This window comes from Tannerella serpentiformis (genome assembly GCF_003033925.1).
Lineage (GTDB): Bacteria > Bacteroidota > Bacteroidia > Bacteroidales > Tannerellaceae > Tannerella > Tannerella serpentiformis.
In genome coordinates this window covers 925604-945856 of record NZ_CP028365.1, presented here as the reverse complement: position 1 = coordinate 945856, position 20253 = coordinate 925604, and the positions used below count along the sequence as shown (strand labels likewise).

Genomic DNA, 20253 nt, shown 5'->3' with positions numbered 1-20253 from the left:
CGACCTCTTTTGAAGGAATTTCTCCGAGTAAATTCCTCCAACCGACCTCTTTTGAAGGAATTTCTCCGAGTAAATTCCTCCAACCGACCTCTTTTGAAGGAATTTCTCCGAGTAAATTCCTCCAACCGACCTCTTTTGGAGGAATTTCCTTGAGTAATTTTCACCGTTGGCAGGTCGTCGGTGAAAATTACTCAAAGAAACACCTCCATTGATCCTTAGTTGGCGCCGTTGCCTCACGATCATTCACCCAACGACCCTCGACCGCCCCTCCCGAGCCCCTCTTTTCAGCCCCGAAAGGAAATACCTGGCGCCTTTGTCCGTTAAGGGTGAGGCCCACCGCTGCCCCGGGGGCTTTGCTCTATTTTTGCCACCGATATTTTAGACAAAGACAAGATGAAGATTCTACGGTTGATCGGGCTTTTATGCCTCTTTCCCGCCTGCCTTGCGGCTCAGCAGGGCAACGAAGTGTTCCGCTTTTTACGTTTCCCCATGTCGGCCCGGGCCGGCGCACTGGGGGGGCACACGGTCTCGCTCGTGGAGGCCGATCCGGCCCTCGTCTTTCACAACCCCGCGTTGCTGGGGGGCGAGATGAACGGCATGGTGGGGCTGAGCTATATGAACTACATCGGCGGTATCCACGTCGGTAGCGCCATCTATACACGCACCCACGGCGACCGCGGCGCGTGGGCCGTCGGCCTCTCGTACATCAACTACGGGAGCATGAAGGAGGCCGATGCGCAGCGCAACCTCTCGGGCCACTTCTCGGCCTCCGACGCGGGCCTGAGTGCCACCTATTCCTACGACCTCTCGGATCGTTGGCGGGGTGGGTTGTCGATGAAGGTCCTCTACTCCGCCATCGCCGAATACTCGGCCTTCGGACTGGCCGCAGACGCCGGGCTTAGCTACTTCGACGAGGAGGCAGACCTCTCCGTCGGCATCGCGCTGAAGAACATCGGCGCTCAGCTCAAGGCCTACGATTCGCGTCGCAGTCGCCTGCCGTGGGACATCCAGCTGGGATTCACCAAGCGCATGGCCCACGCCCCGATACGCCTATCGGTTACGGGCATGTATCTCAATCAATGGAAGTTCAAGTACGTCGACGAGACGCTCACGGAGCGCAACGTGGACGATAGCTTCGTCGCTACGCTGGCCAAGCACCTCGTCTTTGGTGTCGACTTCGTACCCTCGAACAACTTTTGGGTTGGCGTGGGCTATAACCCCAAAGAAGCCATGGATATGCGGCTCAAGGACGGCGGCAATCGGCTCGGTGGATTCTCGATGGGTGCGGGGCTACACGTCTCGCGGTTCGACGTCAGCATCTCCGCTGCACGCTATCACCCCTCAGCGATGTCGCTGATGTTGGGGTTGGGGATATCGCTCAATGACGACAACCCATAAGAGACTTTATATAGTAGCGCATCTGCTGCGTTGCCTTCGACAAACTCAGGCTCGGCCATATACTCATGTATACTCCCTTCGCCTTCGGTCTCGGACGCCTTGCATCTGCGCCACTCTCTAAAGTCTCTCCGCTAATTATCATCAAGGAAAAGAAGTACCCGGTCCAAACTTCCCCGGCCTCGGCAGAGGCCTTGATCTTCTTTTGCTTCTTTTCTTCCATCAAGGGAAGAAAAGAAGACAAGAAGGAGAGAATCAAAGAAGACAACGAGGAAAGAGAATCAAAGAAAAAGTACCCCCTAACTCACTATGACAAAGAAAATAATTGTAGCCATTGATGGCCTATCGTCGTGCGGTAAGAGCACGATGGCGCGCGAGCTGGCCCGTGAGGTCGGCTATGCCTATATAGATACCGGCGCTATGTATCGCGCCGTGACCCTTTACGCCCTCAGGCACGCGTTGCTGAGCCCCGACGGGGCGGTCGATGCCGCTGCACTCGAACAGCGCATGGGCGAGATCGACATTACCTTCCGCGTGAACCCCGCGACGGGACGCTCGGAGACGCATCTCAACGGTCAGAACGTCGAGGCCGACATCCGCGGCATGGAGGTGTCTGCGCTGGTCAGTCGCGTTTCTGCACTGCCGTTCGTCCGCCGCGCACTCGTGGCGCAGCAGCAGGCGATGGGCCGCGAAAAAGGGTTGGTGATGGACGGACGCGACATTGGCACGGTCGTTTTCCCCCAGGCCGAACTGAAAGTTTTTGTCACCGCCTCGGACGAGGTGCGTGCCCAGCGACGCGTCGATGAGCTGCGGGCCAAGGGCACGGACGTGTCGATGGAGGAGGTGCTCCGCAATGTGCGCGAGCGGGACCGCCTCGACATGGAGCGCGCCGAGAGCCCCCTGCGTCGCGCGGAGGACGCCATCGAGTTAGACAACACCCACCTGACGATCGAGGGGCAGCGCGAACGTCTGCTGCAGCTCTTTCGGCAGGCTACGGATGGAGAATAAGGTATGGTGAACGTAACCATCGACCAGGATTCGGGCTTCTGCTTCGGCGTCGTGAACGCCATCCGCAGCGCCGAGCGCGAACTGACGCAGACGGACGAGCTGTACAGCCTCGGCGACATCGTCCACAACAGCCTGGAGGTCGACCGCCTCCGCTCCATCGGCCTACACACCATCGAGCACGCCGACCTCTCGCGGCTCGAGGGACGCACCGTCCTTCTTCGCGCGCATGGCGAGCCGCCCTCCACCTACCGCCTGGCCCGCGAGCACCGCATCCGGATCATCGACGCCACCTGCCCCGTCGTTCTCCAGCTCCAGCGGCGCATCCACCGCTGCTACAACGAGATCAAAGGCACCCCCGCGCAGCTCGTTATCTACGGAAAAAAAGGCCACGCGGAGGTCAATGGCCTGGTGGGCCAGACCGACGGCACGGCCATCGTCATCGAGCACCCGGAAGAGGCTCTGACTCGCCTCGATTTTTCGCGAGACATCTACCTCTTCTCCCAGACCACGAAGTCGCTCGAGGGATTCGGCCAGACGGTCGAGCTGATCCGTGCGCACCTCGCCGCGGGCGTCACCTTCCGCTACTTCGACACCATCTGCCGCCAAGTCTCCAACCGCCTCTCTACCATCCGCGACTTCGCCGCGCGGCACGACTACGTCTACTTCGTGGCCGGCAAAAAAAGCTCCAACGGGCAAATGCTCTACGACCAATGTCGGCTGGCCAACCCCCGCTCTGTATTCATCTCCGATGCGGCCGAGATCACCGAGCCCCTTCCGCCTGACGTCCACAGCGTCGGCGTCTGCGGCGCCACCTCCACGCCCAAGTGGCTCATGGAAGAGGTGGCCGAACGCATCCGCACACTCAATGCCTGAACCTCGGGGCTCCCAAAAAAGATTCTTCTCAGGGAGCCTCCGAGTGCTTTTAGCCTCGTGGAAGTTTCTTCCAGAGGATCTCCCGGCGCTTTTAGTCCCGTGGAAGTTTCTTCCAGAGGGTCCCCCGGTGCTTTTAGCCCCGTGGAAGTTTCTTCCAGAGAGTCCCCCGGTGCTTTTAGTCCCGTGGAAGTTTCTTCCAGAGGGTCCCCCGGTGCTTTTAGCCCCGTGGAAGTTTCTTCCAAGCACCTAAATGCTCTTGGGGGTTGTCTGGAAGAAACTTCCAAGCACTTCCAAGCGCTTGGGGGTTGCCAGGAAGAAACTTCCAAGCACCTAAATGCTCTTGGGGGTTGCCAGGAAGAAACTTCCAAGCCCCTTTTAGGCTCCCCGGAGCAGATCAAAAGAATCGTTTTATATAATCCGCCCCACCCCATGCTACTTGATAAAGAATATCCCGCCACGCACTCCATGTCCACGGCCTGGTACATGGTGGACGACGACGACAACGTGGCCATCATTGAGTATAACGAAAACGGTCCCGTGCCTTGGGATGTGCCCGAGGCAACTACAGAGGATTTACTGTTTGGCCCACCTACGGGTGTTTCCGATAGCTGTAAAACGACTATCGAGCTGACCGAAGAGCAAATCGAGGAGCTCTTGCCCGATTTTCTTGACGCCCCCTGCTCGCTGGAGGATGTCAGCTATTGGTGGCATCGGACGGTGTTTCAGATCGACCCCAGGCAAACAGACGCGTTTTTGGCGCTCTGTAGTGAAGGCGGTGTGCCCATCAAAGAGATTGTATCGAAGCAAAAGGGACTTTACCTTGCCGATTTTGATCGTTGTATCCAGATGGGTAAGATCAAGGAGGGTTCCGTATTGCAGAAAATGATAGCTGGCGACATCCTTACTGCGGCCTACGAGATGAAAGAGTTTGAGTTCGACGATATCTATCACAAAGAAACTCGTCGTATGGAGTACACCAAGAACTACGAGGCTGCGCCGTATTACATCTATTATCAACCCTACTGGGTCGCGCATCTGGCCAAACGAATGATTACGCCGCATCACCCGGTGAAGCTGTCCCAAGTACCGGAAAATTTTCGCCATCGCATCCACCGCATCCCCGGACGTTTTGCCGATAAGGAGTACCTCCAGATCGCCCAGCATACCTTCTGCAAGGTGTATGGCTATGACGAACTGACTTATTCCTATGAGATTTGGTCGCTCACGACTCTCCCCATGGAGGATGGGCAGTGGCGCGAGGTGATTTGTCATATCCCCTGCTGGGAGTCGTATGGCTGGCGTCCGGATCCGAGTGAAGGCTACGAGGAGCCGGATCCAGAAGACTGGTATCAAAACATTCGTAATGCCCCACTGACCCACCAGCCGACAGTCGTTATGATTGGCGATCCGAAGAAGCGATGGTTCCTCATCGATAAGGCGTTCGAGCATACGGACAGGCTGATTCGCCACACGATGTGGATTCCCTATGTCCCCAGGCTGCCGAAGAAGTACGCACACTATGACTACGATAGCGCAGCTGCCAAGAGCCTCACCGACGAGGTGCTGGCCCAGCTGCTTGCGGATTGCAAGTATCCAGATTGGGTCGTTCGCTGGATCAGGCCGCACGTGCTCTTGCTGGATGATGATGCGCAGGCAGTCTTTGAGCAAGTCTACCCCATCACCGATCATCGTGTTCAAATCGACGGCGAGACGTACCCCATCTATCTCCTCTCTGAGCGCAAGCGCTACGCCGCCGAGATTGAGCATTACGCACAGCAGCCCTACCGCGGGGAAGTGCATGACCTCGTAGACCGTTCCTTTTACGTGAAAGATCCTTCGCGTCGATAGCGTATTTTAGTCCCACTTATTTACCCCCTTACAACGATGAAGACAGACAAAGAATATCCCGCCACGCACTCCATGTCCACGGCCTGGTACATGGTGGACGACGACGACAACGTGGCCATCATACAGTTCGAAAATAATGGCCCTATTCCCGTGGACGTGCCTGACACATGGTTCGATAAGTTACTTTTTGGGCCCAGCACCACAGACAGGGATGACGACTACATCACTTTTTCCCTAACGGATGATCAGCTTGATGAGGTCTTAGAAAATTTGATCCATGAAGTCAACACTCCGGATGAGGAAAAATATTGGGATGAGGGTATCACCCAGATCAATCCCTCGCGCGAAGAGGAATTTTTGGCACTCTGCCGCGAAGGGGAGTTGACCGTCGAGAAATGTGTGTCGAGGGTGCGAGGGCTGTACCTCGTCGATTATTATAATTGTTTCAAGCATATAGAGAAGGAGGAAGACAATCCGCTGCTTGATCCGCAATCGGTGATCCGAAAGCTCATCGACCGAGGCATTATTTTCCGTTACCTCTCCTGTAAATACCTGTCGATCGATGACAATAAGGCAGATGAATCGGGCAAGAAGTTCAGGCTCAATTTCGAATCCCTACCCTACTACCTCTACCAACAGCCCTACAATGAGGAGGAACTCTCGGAGCGTGTCCTCACGCCCCGCCATCCGGTGAAACTTTCTCAGGTGCCGGAGGAATTTAGGTCGCGCATCCATCGCATTCCCGGACGCTTTGCCGAGAAACGATACATCCAAATCGCCCAGCATACCCCCTGTCGGCTCTATGGGGGAGACGGAATTTCGCTCTCTACCCTGCCGCGTGAGGAGGACTATATCCCTACATGATTGAAATGATCGAGCAAATCTCCATCGACCTCAGCAACTATTGCTCCAAGCAGTGCCCCTTCTGCTACAACCATAGCCGGCCGGAGGGAGCGACCATGTGGCGCCCGTCGGAGGTGATCCGCCTGGCCACGGATTGCATAGCGCACGGCGTGCGGGCCGTCTCGCTCGGAGGTGGCGAACCGTTCGAGTACGACGGGGTGTTCGACATCATCCGCGCGCTCTACCCTCGGTGTTACCTCACGGTCACAACGAACGGACTGCCACTGGAGCACGACGCCGTCTGGCTACAACTTCTACGCGATGCGCCAGACAAGATTCACGTCACCATCCACCGCCCGCACGACGCCGACGAAGTCCGTCGCGTGGAGGGCCTGATCCGTCGCCTCGCCGCAACGCCCATCAAGCCCGGGCTGAACCTGCTCGTTGAATCTGATCGGCTACCGGACGCCACGGCCGTCTTCGCGCGTTTTCTCGGCCTACTCACCCGCCAGCAGATCATCCTCGTACCCCGTCGGCCCGACCGTACCCCGTCGGCCCGGCAGTTGGCCGAAGTCGCCGGCCGACAGCCCTTTCAGGCGCCTGCCTGCCTGACGCGTTGTTTGCGCCCGGAGCGCTTCGTCTCCATCTCGTGGGACAAGCAGGTGAACTCCTGCAGCTATGCCGGAGGTAAGGCGCCGCTCCACAGTTTGGATCATGCCGGCCTGCTGGACGCCCTCTCGCGTGTAACGTGGCAACGCTGTGGCAGTTAGCGGCTACGGAAGCGGGAGTTAAAACCGGATGGCAGAGTGGGTCCGATCGGGCTTGCATGATGCGCCCAAGACCGTTTGCCTGACAGCCCCCACCCCATGGGGCGTGTAGGCCCACTCGCTTCGGGTGGATAGGCCCAATACCGCTCGGCGTATGGGGCCGGTCGGGTTCGGCGGTTGGCTCCCATCGGATTGGACGCTGCGGCCCGAACAGGTTCGAGGCCCCCTGCTGGCTTAACCGCCGACCACTCCCTCCCTCAATAACACAACGCCGCCCCGCCGGAAGGGATTCCGACAGGGCGGCGCTGCAATTCTTGGTGATCAGTCGCGGGGGTCAGGTGTTGGGAGTCCCCTCTTCGGCCAGATCGGGGTCGATCATGATACGGCCGCAATACTCGCAGACGATGATTTTCTTCCTCAGCTTGATGTCCATCTGTCGCTGGGGCGGAATTTTGTTGAAGCAGCCGCCGCACGCATCGCGTTCGATGGGCACCACGGCGAGCCCGTTGCGGGCGCCCTTGCGAATACGTTTGAAGGCTGCCAGGAGGCGCGGCTCGATGGTCGTCTCGAGCGCCTTGGCCTTGTCGCGCAGGCGATCCTCCTCCTGACGCGTCTCGGAGGTGATCTCATCCAGCTCGCTCTTCTTCTGCGCCAGATCGCCCTTGCGCCCTTCGAGCACTTCCTTGCTCTGCTTGATCTTCTGCTTCTTGGCGTCTACGGCGGCGTTGAACTCGCGGATTTTCTTTTCGGCAAACTCGATCTCGAGGCCTTGGAACTCGATTTCCTTCGTCAGGTTGTCGAACTCGCGGTTGTTACGCACATTGTCCAGTTGCGACTTGTAGCGCTCGATCAGCTCTCTCGACTCCGAGATTTTGTTTTTCTGCGCCAGCACGTTCGCCTTATTCTCCTCAATGCCGCTCTGATAATTCTTAATGCGCGTCTCCAGTCCGGCTATTTCGTCTTCCAAGTCCTGCACTTCCAGCGGCAGCTCCCCACGCAGGGTTTTCAGCTTGTCGACCTCCGACATGATCGCCTGCAAATGGTGCAGTGATCGGAGCCGCTCTTCGACCGTCAGCTCCCGGTATTCAGCTGCGGGGGTATGGGTTGGGGCAGCTGTTTCCACCACTTCGGGCGTCGGCGTTTCGGCCTCATTCATCACTGACGTTTCTTCTTTCGTAGTCATACGCTATAAATATGTTATGGGATTAATGCTTGTTTCTGAGTTTCGTAGTGCAAAAGTAGGGTGTTTCGAGGAGATGATTTCGTGAAACAAATCCACCGTGCATCGCTCACTCTCATAGTGCCCGACGACGGCCAGGAGGAGGCTATCCGCCACGTCGAAGTAGTCGTTGTACTTCGCCTCGCCGGTCACGAACACATCCGCACCTGCCGCTGCGGCGTCGCGCCAAAGGAACGCGCCGCTTCCACCGCAGAGGGCCACGCGCCTCACTGGCCGACCGCGCAGCGCGGAGTGGCGTACGCAGGGCACATGGAGCACGCTCTTCAAGTGATGCAGGAAGTCCGCCTCACTCATCGGCTCCACCAGCTCACCGACAGCTCCCGATCCGGCCTGCGACCAAGCGTTACTCAATGGATAGAGATCGTAGGCCACCTCCTCGTAGGGATGCGCTGCGAGCAAGGCCCGCACCACGGTGCTGCGCAGATGGCGCGGCAAGATGGTTTCTACGCGCACCTCGGGTTCGACATGCAGCGCGCCGACGGTGCCGACGTATGGCTGACAGCCCTCCGTGGCACGGAATCGCCCCTCGCCCGGTGTGCTGAAACTGCATGCGTCGTAGGCTCCGATGTGGCCCGCACCGGCGTCGGCCAAGGCCGCGCGCACAGCATCGGCGTGCGCTTCCGGCACGAAGGTGACGAGCTTCAGCAGGCCGTCCGACAGCGGATGCAGGATGCGCGTGTTCTGTAGCCCGATCAGCTCGGCCAGCTTGTAGTTGACGCCACCCGTGGCATTGTCGAGGTTCGTATGGGCGGCATAGATCACGACGTCGTTCCGGCAGGCTTTGGCCACGCACCGCTGCACGTAGTCCGCACCCGTCAGCTCACGCAGGGGGCGGAACAGCAGCGGATGGTGGGCAATGATGAGGTTGCAATCGTGGGCGATGGCCTCGTCGACCACGGCCTCCGTGACGTCGACGCAGAGCAGTGCGCCACGCGCCGGCTGGTTGACGTCGCCCACCTGAAGGCCAGTATGGTCGTACGACTCTTGCAACGCGGTCGGTGCGAGGCGCTCTATTTCACGTAAAACATCTCTGATGAGCAGCATGGCGCGTGCGGTTATTCCGGTTTCACGTCGATGTGAAGTTCCTCGAGCTGTGCTGGCTCAAGCGGTGTCGGGGCGTCGAGCATGACGTCGCGGCCCGCATTGTTTTTCGGGAAGGCGATGCAGTCGCGGATGGAGTCGAGGCCGGCGAAGAGCGAGACGACACGGTCGAGGCCGTAGGCAATGCCGCCGTGGGGTGGGGCGCCGTATTTGAAGGCGTTCATGAGGAAGCCAAACTGCTCCTGGGCGCGCTCTTCGGTGAAGCCGAGTATCGAGAACATCTTGTCTTGCAACTTGCTGTCGTGGATACGGATCGACCCGCCGCCCACTTCGACACCGTTGATGACCATGTCGTAGGCATTAGCGCGGACGGCCCCGGGATCGGTCTCAAGCAGCGGGATGTCCTCCGGCTTGGGCGAGGTGAAGGGGTGATGCACGGCGTAGAAGCGTTGGTCTTCTTCGCTCCACTCCAACAGCGGGAAGTCGACTACCCAGAGGCATTCGAACCGCGACTTATCTCGCAGCCCGAGCCGGTTGCCCATCTCCAGACGGAGCTCGCAGAGCTGCTTGCGCGTCTTGTCTGTCTCGCCACAGAGAATCAGCATCAGGTCGCCCGGCTCGGCGCCGAAGGCAGCCTTCATGGCCTGCAGCTGCTCCTGGGTGAAATACTTGTCGATACTCGACTTGACGTGTCCGTCCGGCTCCACGCGGGCGTAGATGAGACCCTTGGCCCCGATCTGCGGCCGCTCCACAAACTTGGTCAGTTCGTCGAGCTGCTTGCGCGTGTAGGTGGCTGCGCCTTCAGCCCGGATGCCGGCGATGTAGTCGGCACGGTCGAAGACGCCGAATCCGTGGCCCCGCATCAGGTCGGTGAGCTCCACGAAACGCATGCCGAAGCGCAGGTCGGGCTTGTCGGAGCCGTAATACTTCATGGCGTCGTGCCACGTCATGCGCGGGAAGGCCTCGCTGGAGAACTCCACGCCGAGGACGGCGCGGAAGAGGTGGCGCACCATGCCCTCAAAGAGCGTGATGACGTCGTCTTGCTCCACGAAGCTCATCTCGCAGTCGATCTGCGTGAACTCCGGCTGACGGTCGGCGCGGAGGTCTTCGTCGCGGAAGCATTTCACGATCTGGAAATAGCGGTCGAAACCGGAGACCATCAGCAGCTGCTTGAGCGTCTGCGGCGACTGTGGCAGGGCATAGAATTGCCCCGGGTTCATGCGCGAGGGCACAACAAAGTCGCGCGCGCCCTCCGGCGTGGAGTTGACCAAAACGGGGGTCTCCACCTCCAAGAAATGGAGGTCGTTCAGGTATCGGCGCACCTCGAGCGCCATGCGATGGCGCAGCTCTAAATTCTTACGCACGGCCTGCCGACGGAGGTCTAAGTAGCGATACTTCATGCGCAGATCGTCGCCGCCGTCGGTCTCGTCCTCGATGGTGAACGGCGGGGTGAGCGCCGGGTTGAGCACTTCCAACTCATCGACGATCAGCTCGATCTCGCCCGTGGCGAGGTGCGGATTCTTGTTCGAGCGCTCGCGGACGGTGCCCGTCACGCGGATCACAAACTCTCGCCCCAGCTTGTTGGCCTGCTCGCAGAGCGGCGCGTTGAGGGCTTCGTTAAACACCAATTGCGTGATGCCGTAGCGGTCGCGCAGGTCGACGAACGTCATGCCGCCCATCTTTCGGGTACGCTGTACCCATCCGGCCAGCGTCGCGGTCCGTCCCTCGTCGGTCAGTCGCAGCTCGCCGCAAGTATTTGTCCTGTACATATAAATATGATGTGTAATGATTGTCTTTGGATAAGCGGCGCCAAAGATAAGTCCGCTTGGGAAAGTCATTCAGTCGGAATCGGCGCAAGCGCGTAAACTTCCGTTCACCCTCTGGCGCTGACCTTTTTCAGATTGTGAGTTCGACGCAAGGAGTCGGCCCGCCCGAGCGACTTTTTGGCGTCGCTGGGTGCCAGCGGCCTCGTCAAGCGAGTTTTTGGCGCCGCTGCGTGCCAGCGGACCCGTCAAGCGAGTTTTTCGCGTCGCTGGGAGCCAGCGGCCCCGTCAAGCGACTTTTTGGCATCGCTGCGTGCCAGCGGCTCCGTCAAGCGACTTTTTGGCGTCGCTGCGTGCCAGCGGCTCCGTCAAGCGACTTTTTGGTGTCGCTGCGTGCCAGCGGCTCCGTCAAGCGACTTTTTGGCGTCGCTACGTGCCAGCGGCCTCGTCAAGCGACATTCTGGCGTCGCTGCGTGCCAGCGGCCCCGTCATGCGACATTTTGAGGCGCCTGCGTGCCAGCGGCTCCGTCATGCGACATTCTGGGGCGCCTGCGTGCCAGCGACTCCGTCATGCGACATTTTGGCGTCGCTGCGTGCCAGCGGCTCCGTCATGCGGCATTTTGAGGCGCCTGCGTGCCAGCGGCTCCGTCATGCGACATTCTGGCGTCGCTTTCGACCCAGAGACTCCTCCCAAGCGACATAACGACGAGCGAGCAGAACGCCCGTACGTAGATCTCAAGAAGCTGTTTGGAATTGCATGCATTTCCCCAAGCGATGGAGGCGACGCCTGACGTCATCGCGTGAGCGAAGCGGTGAGCCACAGCTCACGGCCGCGGAGGCGATAGCTATAGGTGTAGGTGTTGACGGCGCTGAAAAGCGAATAGCTGTAATGCCGACGGTTGAAGACGTTGCGCAGGTCGAGGCTGAGGCGTAAGGCGCGGTGGCGATAGGTGAGGCCGAGGTCGAAGAGGGTGGCCGTGACGGGGCGGCCGGTGGGCCAGGCCTCGGTGGTGATGTCGGACGAGGCCGTGAGGAGCCATGCCGCGGCGGGCTGGAGATGCAGCCGGATGTCGTGCGTCTGCGAGAGATGCGACGACGTGCGGCCGCTGCGGATGCGGTTGAAAGTCTTGACGAAGCGGTAGCTGTAGGCCAGCTCTACGGGGTCGCCGAAGGGCTTAGCGACGACGGTCGGGGTGAACCAAAGTGTGCTCAGTCGGTAATTGTACAGCCGTTCATTTTGGATCATCGCCTGCTGGCCGCGCGTGAAGCCGGCGTTGAGCGCCGCCTTTGTCCCGATGGACTGGAAGCGCTTGGTGACGCCGAAGTAGACGCTTGCGTGGCGCGTATGATGCGGCATGCAGTGGGCCGTCGCTTCGATCAACCGCGGACTGACCGCCAGCGATGGGATCAGGCTGTTGCGCTGCTGCACATAGGAGGCGCCGACGTAGCAAAAGAGCATTTCGAGGGGCAGCTTGAAGTCGTAATCGGCCCGGGCGGAGAGCGTGCGGCTACGGGCGAGCAGGCCGAGGCCACGCCGCTCGGACGTCAGGCGATTGCGAATGGGCGCGGTGAGCAAGTCGGCCAAGTCGCCGTCCGTCTCCGCATACGCCCCCTGCAGCCGGACGATGGATCGCGGCGAGAGCGCATAGTAGAAGTAAAGCGACGGGGCGGCCGTCCATCGGCCCGTCCGATAAGTCGCGGGGAGGCTCCCCCGGTTGATGTAGTCCTGGAACACGCCGCCCAGGGTGGTGGAGGCGCGAAAGATGAATCGCCGCAGCGGGTGGGTGTATTCGTATTGTGGGGAGAGGAGGATGCGCAGCGACGCGCCGTCCAAGAGATTGTCGGCCGCGACGGTATCCTGCTGCAAAGCCGTCGTCAAGCGGTCCGCGCCATAGTCCACCGTCAGCGGCAGGTAGAGGCGTGATGTCCGCGTCTCGTACGCAGCCGAGAGCGTGGTTCGGACGAGCAAATGCCGACCGGTGGCCCGTTGCGTCAGGCGTTCGCCGTCGCTCGTAGCGATGTCGAGACGTCCCTCGGGCGTGCGGTTGTAACGGACGAACGAGGCGAGTCCCCAGCCCAGCTTCTCACTTTTCCAGCGCACCGAGAAGCGGTTCTCCACGTTGGCCTCGCGGCCCTTCTCACGCTGTAACGACGCGCCCCACGTGCCGTCCGACATCGGCAGCGAGGCATCCAGGAGCGTAGCGCCGGCCGTGAGGCGGTTCACGAGGTAGCGCTTCGAGCGGTTGTCTTTGTATTCCATCGAAAGGAAGGGCAGATGCCTCTCCACGTCGGGCGCATACTGCTGGGCGATGGTGATCGGCTCTGAGTCGGTGGGGAAGCGTTGTTCGGAGGCGTAACTGTGCCCTGTGCGGGTGTGGGCATACCCCACGTTCGCCTTCAGCGTGGCCTCGGGGCGCAGCTTTTGGATCAGGTTCAGGCTCAAGGCATGGTCTTGCGGGGAGATGTATCGCTCCCGTTTGATCGGGGGATGGGAGGCATTCAGCTCGCCCAACACCGCTCGAGCCACGGGCGTGTAGGCGTCGTCCGCAAAATGATCGCGGCCCTCCTGTTCGGCAAACTCTTTCGTATCGCCCAGCTTCAGGGCCGCCAGCAGCTGGAAGCCGGGATTGAACAGCATGCCCGCCCCCGCGAGATAGTAGCGCGTCTTGTCGCCTCGCCCGACGGTCGCCTCGTACGTGCCGACGGGCCGCAGTTTGGCGTGTCTGGAGAGCTTGATATTGATCGCCACATCGTCAGAAAACGCGGCCTCGTCCACCTTCACCGGCTGATGGTTCGTGAGGACTTGCACGGACGTCACGTACGCGGCGGGGAGGCTCTGCGTGGCTACGTTGTATTTCCCGCCGAGCAGATCCAGCCCTTCGATGTAGAAGTCGGAGATGTCTTTCCCGAGGTATTTGATGGCGCCCTCGTCTGACACCTCCACGCCCGGCAACTTCTTCAGCGCATCGCTGAGCGTATAGTCGGCCGCCCCGGTGAAGGCGCTCAGCCGATAGTTCAGCGTATCGCCCCGCTGATACACCTCGGGGGCCTTGACGACGACCTCTTGCAGGGACTTGTTCTTGTCCTTCAATCGCACATCGTGACGCTTGTCCCCGACGTTGATCTGCGCAGTGTGCTTTTCGTAAGAGAGGTGCGAGACGACGATCCGGAGCTGCTGCGCGGCGTCGGCCTCATACGTGACAACGTAACCGCCCTGCGCATCGGTAAAGGCATAGGCGATGGTCTTATCGCGATCCACGATTTCCACCGTGGCTGCCTCGACGGCCTTGCCCGAGGCGTTCGCGACGGTGCCGCGTAACGTGTGCCCGGCGCGGAGCGGAAGCGCTCCGGTCAGCACAAAGACGAGGAACAAGAGCCACTTCATTCGACTTCCAGCGGCGTGTATCCGTTAGCCCGCATGCGCAGCTGCACCCCGTTGACGAAGATTGACTTTTGCCCGCCTTCCCTCTTGCGAATCGTCATGTCCGACAGCGCCTCGGGCGGCAGATTGGCCATGGGGTTCTGCTCGAAACGGTTCTTGGCCTCGATGAACTTCTCGCGCGTCGTCTTGATTTCATCGGGCAGCTCGCCCGTCACGACAGGTCCCGACGCGGCCCGAAACTGTATGGCGGTGAAGCGATGCACCCCTGCCGCATCTTCGGCCGCCATCACCAGGCCGGGCAGCCCGACGATCTTCCAAGGCCCGAAGGGGATGGCCACCTCCGGGGCGTACCACGCGATCCATTCGCGGCCGCCGTACGTCCCGGTCGCCTTCTTGCAAGGGTAGCCGCAGACTTCCTTCTCCTCGTCCACAAGGCGCCAAGCGATGGGGTTGATCTTCTCCTCGTAGGTGTATCGATAAGGGGCGATCACGCTGTGCACCGTGAGGCGATTGCTCGGGTCGTTCTGATAGACTGCTTGATCGAAAAAGTGGTCGTTTCGCTCCACCCGTTCCTCCATCTCCTTCCGCTGCACTTCCGACGCGCCCGGCTGCCGAGCGACCGAATCGAGCTGAAAGGCCGAATAATCCGTGAACACCGCAAAGGCATCGGCGATCTGCAACAGGGTGGTGCCCCGATCGACGTTTCCGTCCGCACTTTTCACGTCGTACTCATAGATGCACGCATACTTCCCTTGCGCCGCGTGCTGGGCCGACACGCTCATGCAGCCGGCCATCAATAGACAAATGATTGGAATTCGTGTATTCATACTGTATATCTGTTAGTGGGTGCATAGATAGCGATATGCATTCAGCCTCAAATGATCTCCCGGACGCTGCGAAGCCGTTTGGGAGCCATCCTGAAAGGTCTCTTTCATCCCTTGCACAGGCCGTCGCAGTGTGCGAAACGAGTGTGCAACACCTGCGTGGCACCGGCAAAGTGTGCGAAACGATCATGCAACGCTTGCGCGGCCCTTTCACAGTGTGTGAAATGACCATGCAACACCTGCACAGCCCTTTCACAGTGTGTGAAACGACCATGCAACGCTTGCGTGGCCCTTTCACAGTGTGCGGCGTGACTATGCAACCCTTGCACAGCCCTTTCACAGTGTGTGGCGGGACTATGCAACACCTGCACAGCCCTTTCACAGTGTGCGGCGTGACTATGCAACACCTGCTCGGCCTTTTCACAGTCTCCGAAATGATCATGCAAGCCTTGCGCAGCCTTTTCGGAGTCTCCGACTCGGATCACACGCCGGAGGGGGCGTCTGGCAAGCCTTTCTCAGAGGCTTTGCGGGTATATAAGCCGGTCGTTTTTCACCCCGTTTGATTGTAGATCATAAGCGCGCAGGGCCGCCTCGGGAGAAAATTGTTACGGGGGGGAGGGTGGCGTTATGGAAAACGGAATACATTCGGCCCGATTTCAAATCGCTTAGCAAGTACCTATATGTTAGATTTTAATGATACTCAGATCGCCTTTGAGGCGAAATCAGACAGTGAACTGAGAAACGCCCGCCTGCTGTTTGGCACCATCAAACACCCCGGGTTGGTGAAGTTGGCAAAGCTTGGGACGAACATTGCGCTGGGGATCCACTTCCCGCTGGGGTGGATCGTGAAACCGACGCTCTACAAGCAATTTGTGGGCGGAGAAACGATCGAAGGCTGTGCCCGCACCGTGGCTGGGCTGAGGCGCTTCGGCGTCAAGTCGACACTCGACTATTCGGCCGAAAGTGAGCAGACCCCCGAGGGCATCGAGGCCACGATGAAGGAGACGCTCCGCTCGGTGGACAATGCAAAGGGCAACCCGGACATCGCCTACGCCGTCTTCAAGCCCTCCACCCTCACCACCGATGCCCTGCTCGCCAAAGCCTCCGAACATCCCGACCAACTGACGGCCGACGAGAAAGCCGCTCACGAGGCCTATCACCAGCGTTTCCTCGCCCTCTGCCAACGCGCTTACGATAACGATGTCCGCATCCTCGTCGATGCCGAAGATTACTGCTTCCAGGATTCCATCGACGCCATGACGGACGAGGCCATGCGTATGTTCAATAAGCGCCGCGCCATCGTCTTCGCCACCCTCCAGATGTATCGCCACGATCGCATGCCATACCTCCGCCGCATCCTCGAGGACGCCAAGGAGAAGGGTTATACGGCAGGCATCAAGTTCGTCCGCGGTGCCTACATGGAGGACGAGCGCGCCCGTGCCGCCGCCATGGGCTACCCCGACCCGATCTGCAAAAACAAGCAGGCCACCGACGATAACTACAACCAAGGCGTGGAGTTCGTCATCGAAAACCTCGACCACTTCGAGCTTTTCATGGGCACACACAACGAGGAGAGCAACTATCGCCTGGCCAAGCTGATCGAGAAGAAAGGTCTCCGTCATGACGATCCGCGCATCTTTTTCGCCCAGCTGCTCGGCATGAGCGACAACATCTCCTTCAACCTCGCCCACGCGGGTTACAACGTGACCAAATACGTACCCTACGCCAAGGTGCGCGACGTGCTTCCGTACCTCCTCCGCCGCGCAGAGGAGAACACCTCCGTGGCCGGACAGACCACCCGCGAGCTGAACATGCTTAACCTCGAAACCGACCGCCGCAAGCGGGCGAAATGACCGTGGAGGAACGCACACGGGAAGTCCATCCCCTGACGCTTTTTGCACCGGAGGGTGCCCGGCTGCTGATGCTGGGCAGCTTTCCTCCGCCGCGTGAGCGTTGGCGGATGGACTTCTTTTATCCCAATTTTCAGAACGACATGTGGCGCATCTTCGGCTTAGTCTTCTTCGGCGACAAGTCGCACTTCCTTACCGACGATGGACATGCGTTTCGCGAGGCCGAACTCCGCCGTTTTCTCACCGAGCGTGGCATCGCCATCTGGGACACAGCGATGGAGGTCAGTCGCCTCCAAGGCAACGCCTCAGACAAGTTCCTCGAGGTACTTCGCCCGATCGACCTTCGGCAGACCCTGGCTCTGCTTCCGTCCTGCCGCGCCATCGCCGTAACGGGTCAAAAGGCGCTCGACACGCTATTGACACTCGTCTCGGCACCCTCACCACCTCCGAAGACGGGCGAATGGACGGACGCTGCGTTAGACGATCGGCATTTCCGACTCTATCGTATGCCCTCGTCATCGCGCGCCTATCCGCTTTCGGTGGAGAAGAAGGCCGAGAAATATCGGCGGATGTTTGAAGAGATGGGGCTGAAGTGAGACATTTGTGTAAATGGAAAACGGGTCTATCTTTGCCCCGTCTTTTTGAAACAAGCCACACTGCTGAGTCAGTAAGGAAGGATGGGTGAGTGGCTGAAACCAACAGTTTGCTAAACTGTCGTACGGGTTACCGTACCGGGGGTTCGAATCCCCCTCCTTCCGCTTGAGGTACTCTGAAAAAAAGCATTCAGAGACTTTTTAGGGGAAATGTAAGTGCCATAACTTGAAGGAGTTATGGCACTTTTCTTTTGTGCCTACCTATCTTTCAGAGCACGTATTGAAGCAGCCGAAACGCTCAAAATACTCCCCAACGGCTACAATTTGGCTACAACTTTTTCGGCCAAATGAAAATTGTAGCCAAGAGTCCGTAGAGAGCACGTCGGGAGCACTCATATACAGCTGTTTTTCAGTCATCTATGTAGAACTTTGCAAGCGTGATCGAAGGGAAAAAGTTTGCGCCAAAACACTGTATCCGGCTACAATTGGCAGAGGCCTTGGCTACACTTCTTTTCTGAAGATCATGACTGCAGCCAAAAACAGTCATGTGTATGAAGACCATATTCAGAACCGCTTTCTATCTCAGAAGCAACTACGTGAACAAAGACGGGAAGGTACCCGTCATGCTGAGAATTTATCTCAACAACGAGCGCCTCTCGCTCGGCTCTACCGGTATAGCCATCCTTCGATCTCAATGGGATGGCAAGAAGGAACGTGTGAAAGGAAGAAGCACGGAAGTGCTCAGCATCAATCTCGAATTGGATAACATTCAAAACGGATTGCAAAACATCTTCAGGAGAATGGAGCTGGGTGATTATCTATCCTTGGAGCGCATCAAAATGGAGTTCCTCGGAAAGAAAGAGGACATCGGTACGATCATGGAGCTTTTTGACAGGCATATTACCGATGTCAAGAAGCAGGTCGGCGTGTCGGTTTCTTCCGCGACATTGCAGAAATACAACGTATGCAAAAAGCATTTTACGACCTTCCTGAAAAGCAAGTACAGCCGCACCGACTTAAAGCTCTCCGAACTGACCTACGTCGTGCTCCATGATTTCGATCTATACCTTCGGACAACCGTCGGGCAAGCGCCCAACACGGCCACCAAGACGTTGAAGACTTTCAAGACCATAACTCTCTTCGGGGGAAAGCTTGGCGTTCTCCACCATGATCCCTTCGTCAATCTCCGCTTTCACATGGAGCCGGTAGATCGAGGCTTCCTGACGGACGAAGAGATCCTCCGAGTAGCCAACAAGGATTTAGGTATCCAGCGACTGGAGTTGGTGCGGGACATCTTCATCTTTTCCTGCTTCACCGGACTGGCCTACATCGACGTGGCCAACCTCACGCCCGACCACATTGTGACGATGGACGACAAACAATGGATCATGACCAAGCGACAGAAAACGAGCGTGGAGACCAATGTGCTGCTCCTCGACATCCCGAGAGCAATCATCGCGAAGTACAGCCACAAGACGTATCGGGACGGCAAGCTCTTTCCCGTCCTGACGAATCAGAAGACCAATTCGTACCTCAAGGAGATCGCGGACCTCTGCGGGATCAAGAAGAAGCTGACGTTCCACCTCGCTCGCCACACCTTTGCCACCATGTCGCTAAGCAAAGGCGTCCCCATTGAATCTGTTTCCAAGATGTTAGGCCATACGAACATCCGCACGACGCAGATCTACGCCCGCATCACGAACAAGAAGATCGAACACGACATGGAGCAACTGTCCGAGAAGCTCGGTAAGTTCAACTCCGCGATGGGGATCTGATACAATAGCCAAGTCACATCAAAAACAGAAACACGATATGAAAACAACAAACAAGAAGGAGTTCTCCTATTACCGACTGCGATTAGAGTCCTATTTGAAAGATTATCACCCCGAACGGCTGGCCGACGAGGCATTTATCCGCGACCGATCGGACGCCGCGGCGCAGGCCTATGAAGACGCTTTCCGGCAAGGCTATCCCGTTCTCGAGGCCGGGTATATCGCTACGGAAGTCCTCTTCGCAGGACTGCATTTTTCGCCGTACTACACGCTCGAGCAGATCATCGAGAACGAGTTTGCCAACGTGGTTCCGCCTGAACGCGCCGCGGACTTTGCGCTGCGGCTGTTGCAGAGTGACACTATCCGCGAGACCATCGCGAAGTACGAGCCGGGCGACGATTTCGACGGCAGTTCGGAGTACGACCAGCTCTACACTGAACTGACCGGCGTCATCGTCGAACTACTCGAAGCGGACGGCGTGAAAGTGCTCTCGTAGCCTCCGCCCCTTCTGCATCCCGTTTTTCATTCGGCCGTGGTACTCCGCTGCGGCCGTTTTTCTGACCCCGATACCTGCATACCCAATTCCGAGGATCTTCCCTCTATGAGTTTCCCTGCTTCCACTTTTTGTTCGCGGCTCGGAGCCGATGTCGGTTTCCTTGTCTTCGGGCAAAGGTCAGCAGACGATAAGGGTGACGTCAAGGCCGAACGCCCCCAAAGCCTTCGCCACCGATAAAATCTTCCTGCTTCACAGCGTATTTTATCGGCGTAGAGCCTTGCCTTATCCCCTCATCGTCTGCCCTTTGTTGCCCTCGAAACGAAACCGACATACTCCGAGCTTTGAACGCAAAAAAAATGTCAGCACGATGAAAACGGAAAGATCTTATCACCCCCAAAACGGATTTGAAACGAAACGACGCCTCCTCGCATTACCGCAAAAAATCGTTTGGATCGTCGTCTGTATTGTGGCGTTGAAAGCCATAGGCGTTTCGGAAGAATGGACTGCCATCTTGACGCTCCTTGCGTGCGACATGAAGTCGCATAGATAATTGTTGAA

The 20253-nt window shown here is 58.5% G+C and carries 16 protein-coding genes and 1 tRNA gene; 12 read left to right on the top strand and 5 right to left on the bottom strand.

What is annotated here, in order from left to right; translation table 11 throughout:
* Positions 1-393 precede the first annotated feature (393 nt).
* The 7 genes from porQ (at position 394) to C7123_RS03900 (ending at position 6737) form a co-directional block, all read left to right on the top strand.
* Positions 394-1398 carry a type IX secretion system protein PorQ gene (gene porQ, locus C7123_RS03930; RefSeq protein WP_069175850.1) on the top strand — a complete coding sequence of 335 codons (1005 nt, stop codon included), beginning with the start codon at positions 394-396 and terminating at the stop codon, positions 1396-1398.
* Positions 1399-1463: 65 nt separating this feature from the next.
* On the top strand, positions 1464-1733 hold the full coding sequence (locus C7123_RS12865) for a hypothetical protein (RefSeq protein WP_159049828.1): 270 nt from the start codon (positions 1464-1466) through the stop codon (positions 1731-1733).
* Complete coding sequence (gene cmk, locus C7123_RS03920; RefSeq protein WP_069175848.1) at positions 1705-2403, top strand: (d)CMP kinase; 699 nt, start codon at positions 1705-1707, stop codon at positions 2401-2403. Before C7123_RS12865 ends, cmk begins: the two co-directional genes overlap by 29 nt.
* A 3-nt stretch (positions 2404-2406) precedes the next feature.
* Complete coding sequence (locus C7123_RS03915; protein WP_069175847.1) at positions 2407-3276, top strand: 4-hydroxy-3-methylbut-2-enyl diphosphate reductase; 870 nt, start codon at positions 2407-2409, stop codon at positions 3274-3276.
* Between the two features lie 429 nt (positions 3277-3705).
* A complete protein-coding gene (locus C7123_RS03910; protein ID WP_069175846.1) occupies positions 3706-5124 on the top strand; it encodes a hypothetical protein in 1419 nt (472 codons plus the stop codon).
* A gap of 36 nt (positions 5125-5160) precedes the next feature.
* Positions 5161-5988, top strand: a complete 828-nt coding sequence (locus C7123_RS03905; RefSeq protein WP_069175845.1) for a hypothetical protein — start codon at positions 5161-5163, stop codon at positions 5986-5988.
* Positions 5985-6737 (top strand): radical SAM protein, encoded by a 753-nt coding sequence (locus C7123_RS03900; protein ID WP_083206960.1) that lies wholly within the window; start codon positions 5985-5987, stop codon positions 6735-6737. The genes C7123_RS03905 and C7123_RS03900 overlap by 4 nt, the downstream gene beginning before the upstream one ends.
* A gap of 331 nt (positions 6738-7068) precedes the next feature.
* Here C7123_RS03900 and C7123_RS03895 read toward each other — a convergent pair whose 3' ends face one another.
* The 5 genes from C7123_RS03895 to C7123_RS03875 all read right to left on the bottom strand — a co-directional run bounded on the left by C7123_RS03895 (position 7069) and on the right by C7123_RS03875 (position 14987).
* Entirely contained in the window at positions 7069-7917 is an 849-nt protein-coding gene (locus tag C7123_RS03895; RefSeq protein WP_237269273.1) for a zinc ribbon domain-containing protein, read from the bottom strand.
* Positions 7918-7920: 3 nt separating this feature from the next.
* Positions 7921-9018 (bottom strand): Nif3-like dinuclear metal center hexameric protein, encoded by a 1098-nt coding sequence (locus C7123_RS03890; RefSeq protein WP_069175844.1) that lies wholly within the window; start codon positions 9016-9018, stop codon positions 7921-7923.
* Between the two features lie 11 nt (positions 9019-9029).
* Positions 9030-10784 carry an aspartate--tRNA ligase gene (gene aspS / locus C7123_RS03885; RefSeq protein ID WP_069175843.1) on the bottom strand — a complete coding sequence of 585 codons (1755 nt, stop codon included), beginning with the start codon at positions 10782-10784 and terminating at the stop codon, positions 9030-9032.
* Positions 10785-11571: 787 nt separating this feature from the next.
* A complete protein-coding gene (locus C7123_RS03880) occupies positions 11572-14163 on the bottom strand; it encodes a TonB-dependent receptor (protein ID WP_069175842.1) in 2592 nt (863 codons plus the stop codon).
* Positions 14160-14987: a GLPGLI family protein gene (locus C7123_RS03875; protein ID WP_069175841.1), complete on the bottom strand. Its 828-nt coding sequence runs from the start codon at positions 14985-14987 to the stop codon at positions 14160-14162. Before C7123_RS03875 ends, C7123_RS03880 begins: the two co-directional genes overlap by 4 nt.
* Positions 14988-15664: 677 nt before the next feature.
* Between C7123_RS03875 and C7123_RS03865 the strand changes: the two genes are divergently transcribed.
* The 5 genes from C7123_RS03865 (at position 15665) to C7123_RS03845 (ending at position 19695) form a co-directional block, all read left to right on the top strand.
* Positions 15665-16837, top strand: a complete 1173-nt coding sequence (locus C7123_RS03865; protein ID WP_069175839.1) for a proline dehydrogenase family protein — start codon at positions 15665-15667, stop codon at positions 16835-16837.
* The gene (locus C7123_RS03860; RefSeq protein ID WP_069175838.1) at positions 16834-17430 is read left to right on the top strand and encodes a uracil-DNA glycosylase family protein; all 597 of its coding nucleotides are present in this window, start codon (positions 16834-16836) and stop codon (positions 17428-17430) included. The genes C7123_RS03865 and C7123_RS03860 overlap by 4 nt, the downstream gene beginning before the upstream one ends.
* Positions 17431-17505: 75 nt before the next feature.
* Positions 17506-17592 (top strand) — tRNA-Ser (locus tag C7123_RS03855).
* Between the two features lie 386 nt (positions 17593-17978).
* On the top strand, positions 17979-19202 hold the full coding sequence (locus C7123_RS03850) for a site-specific integrase (protein WP_069176422.1): 1224 nt from the start codon (positions 17979-17981) through the stop codon (positions 19200-19202).
* 37 nt (positions 19203-19239) lie between these two features.
* The gene (locus C7123_RS03845; RefSeq protein ID WP_069175837.1) at positions 19240-19695 is read left to right on the top strand and encodes a DUF1896 domain-containing protein; all 456 of its coding nucleotides are present in this window, start codon (positions 19240-19242) and stop codon (positions 19693-19695) included.
* Positions 19696-20253: the final 558 nt, after the last annotated feature.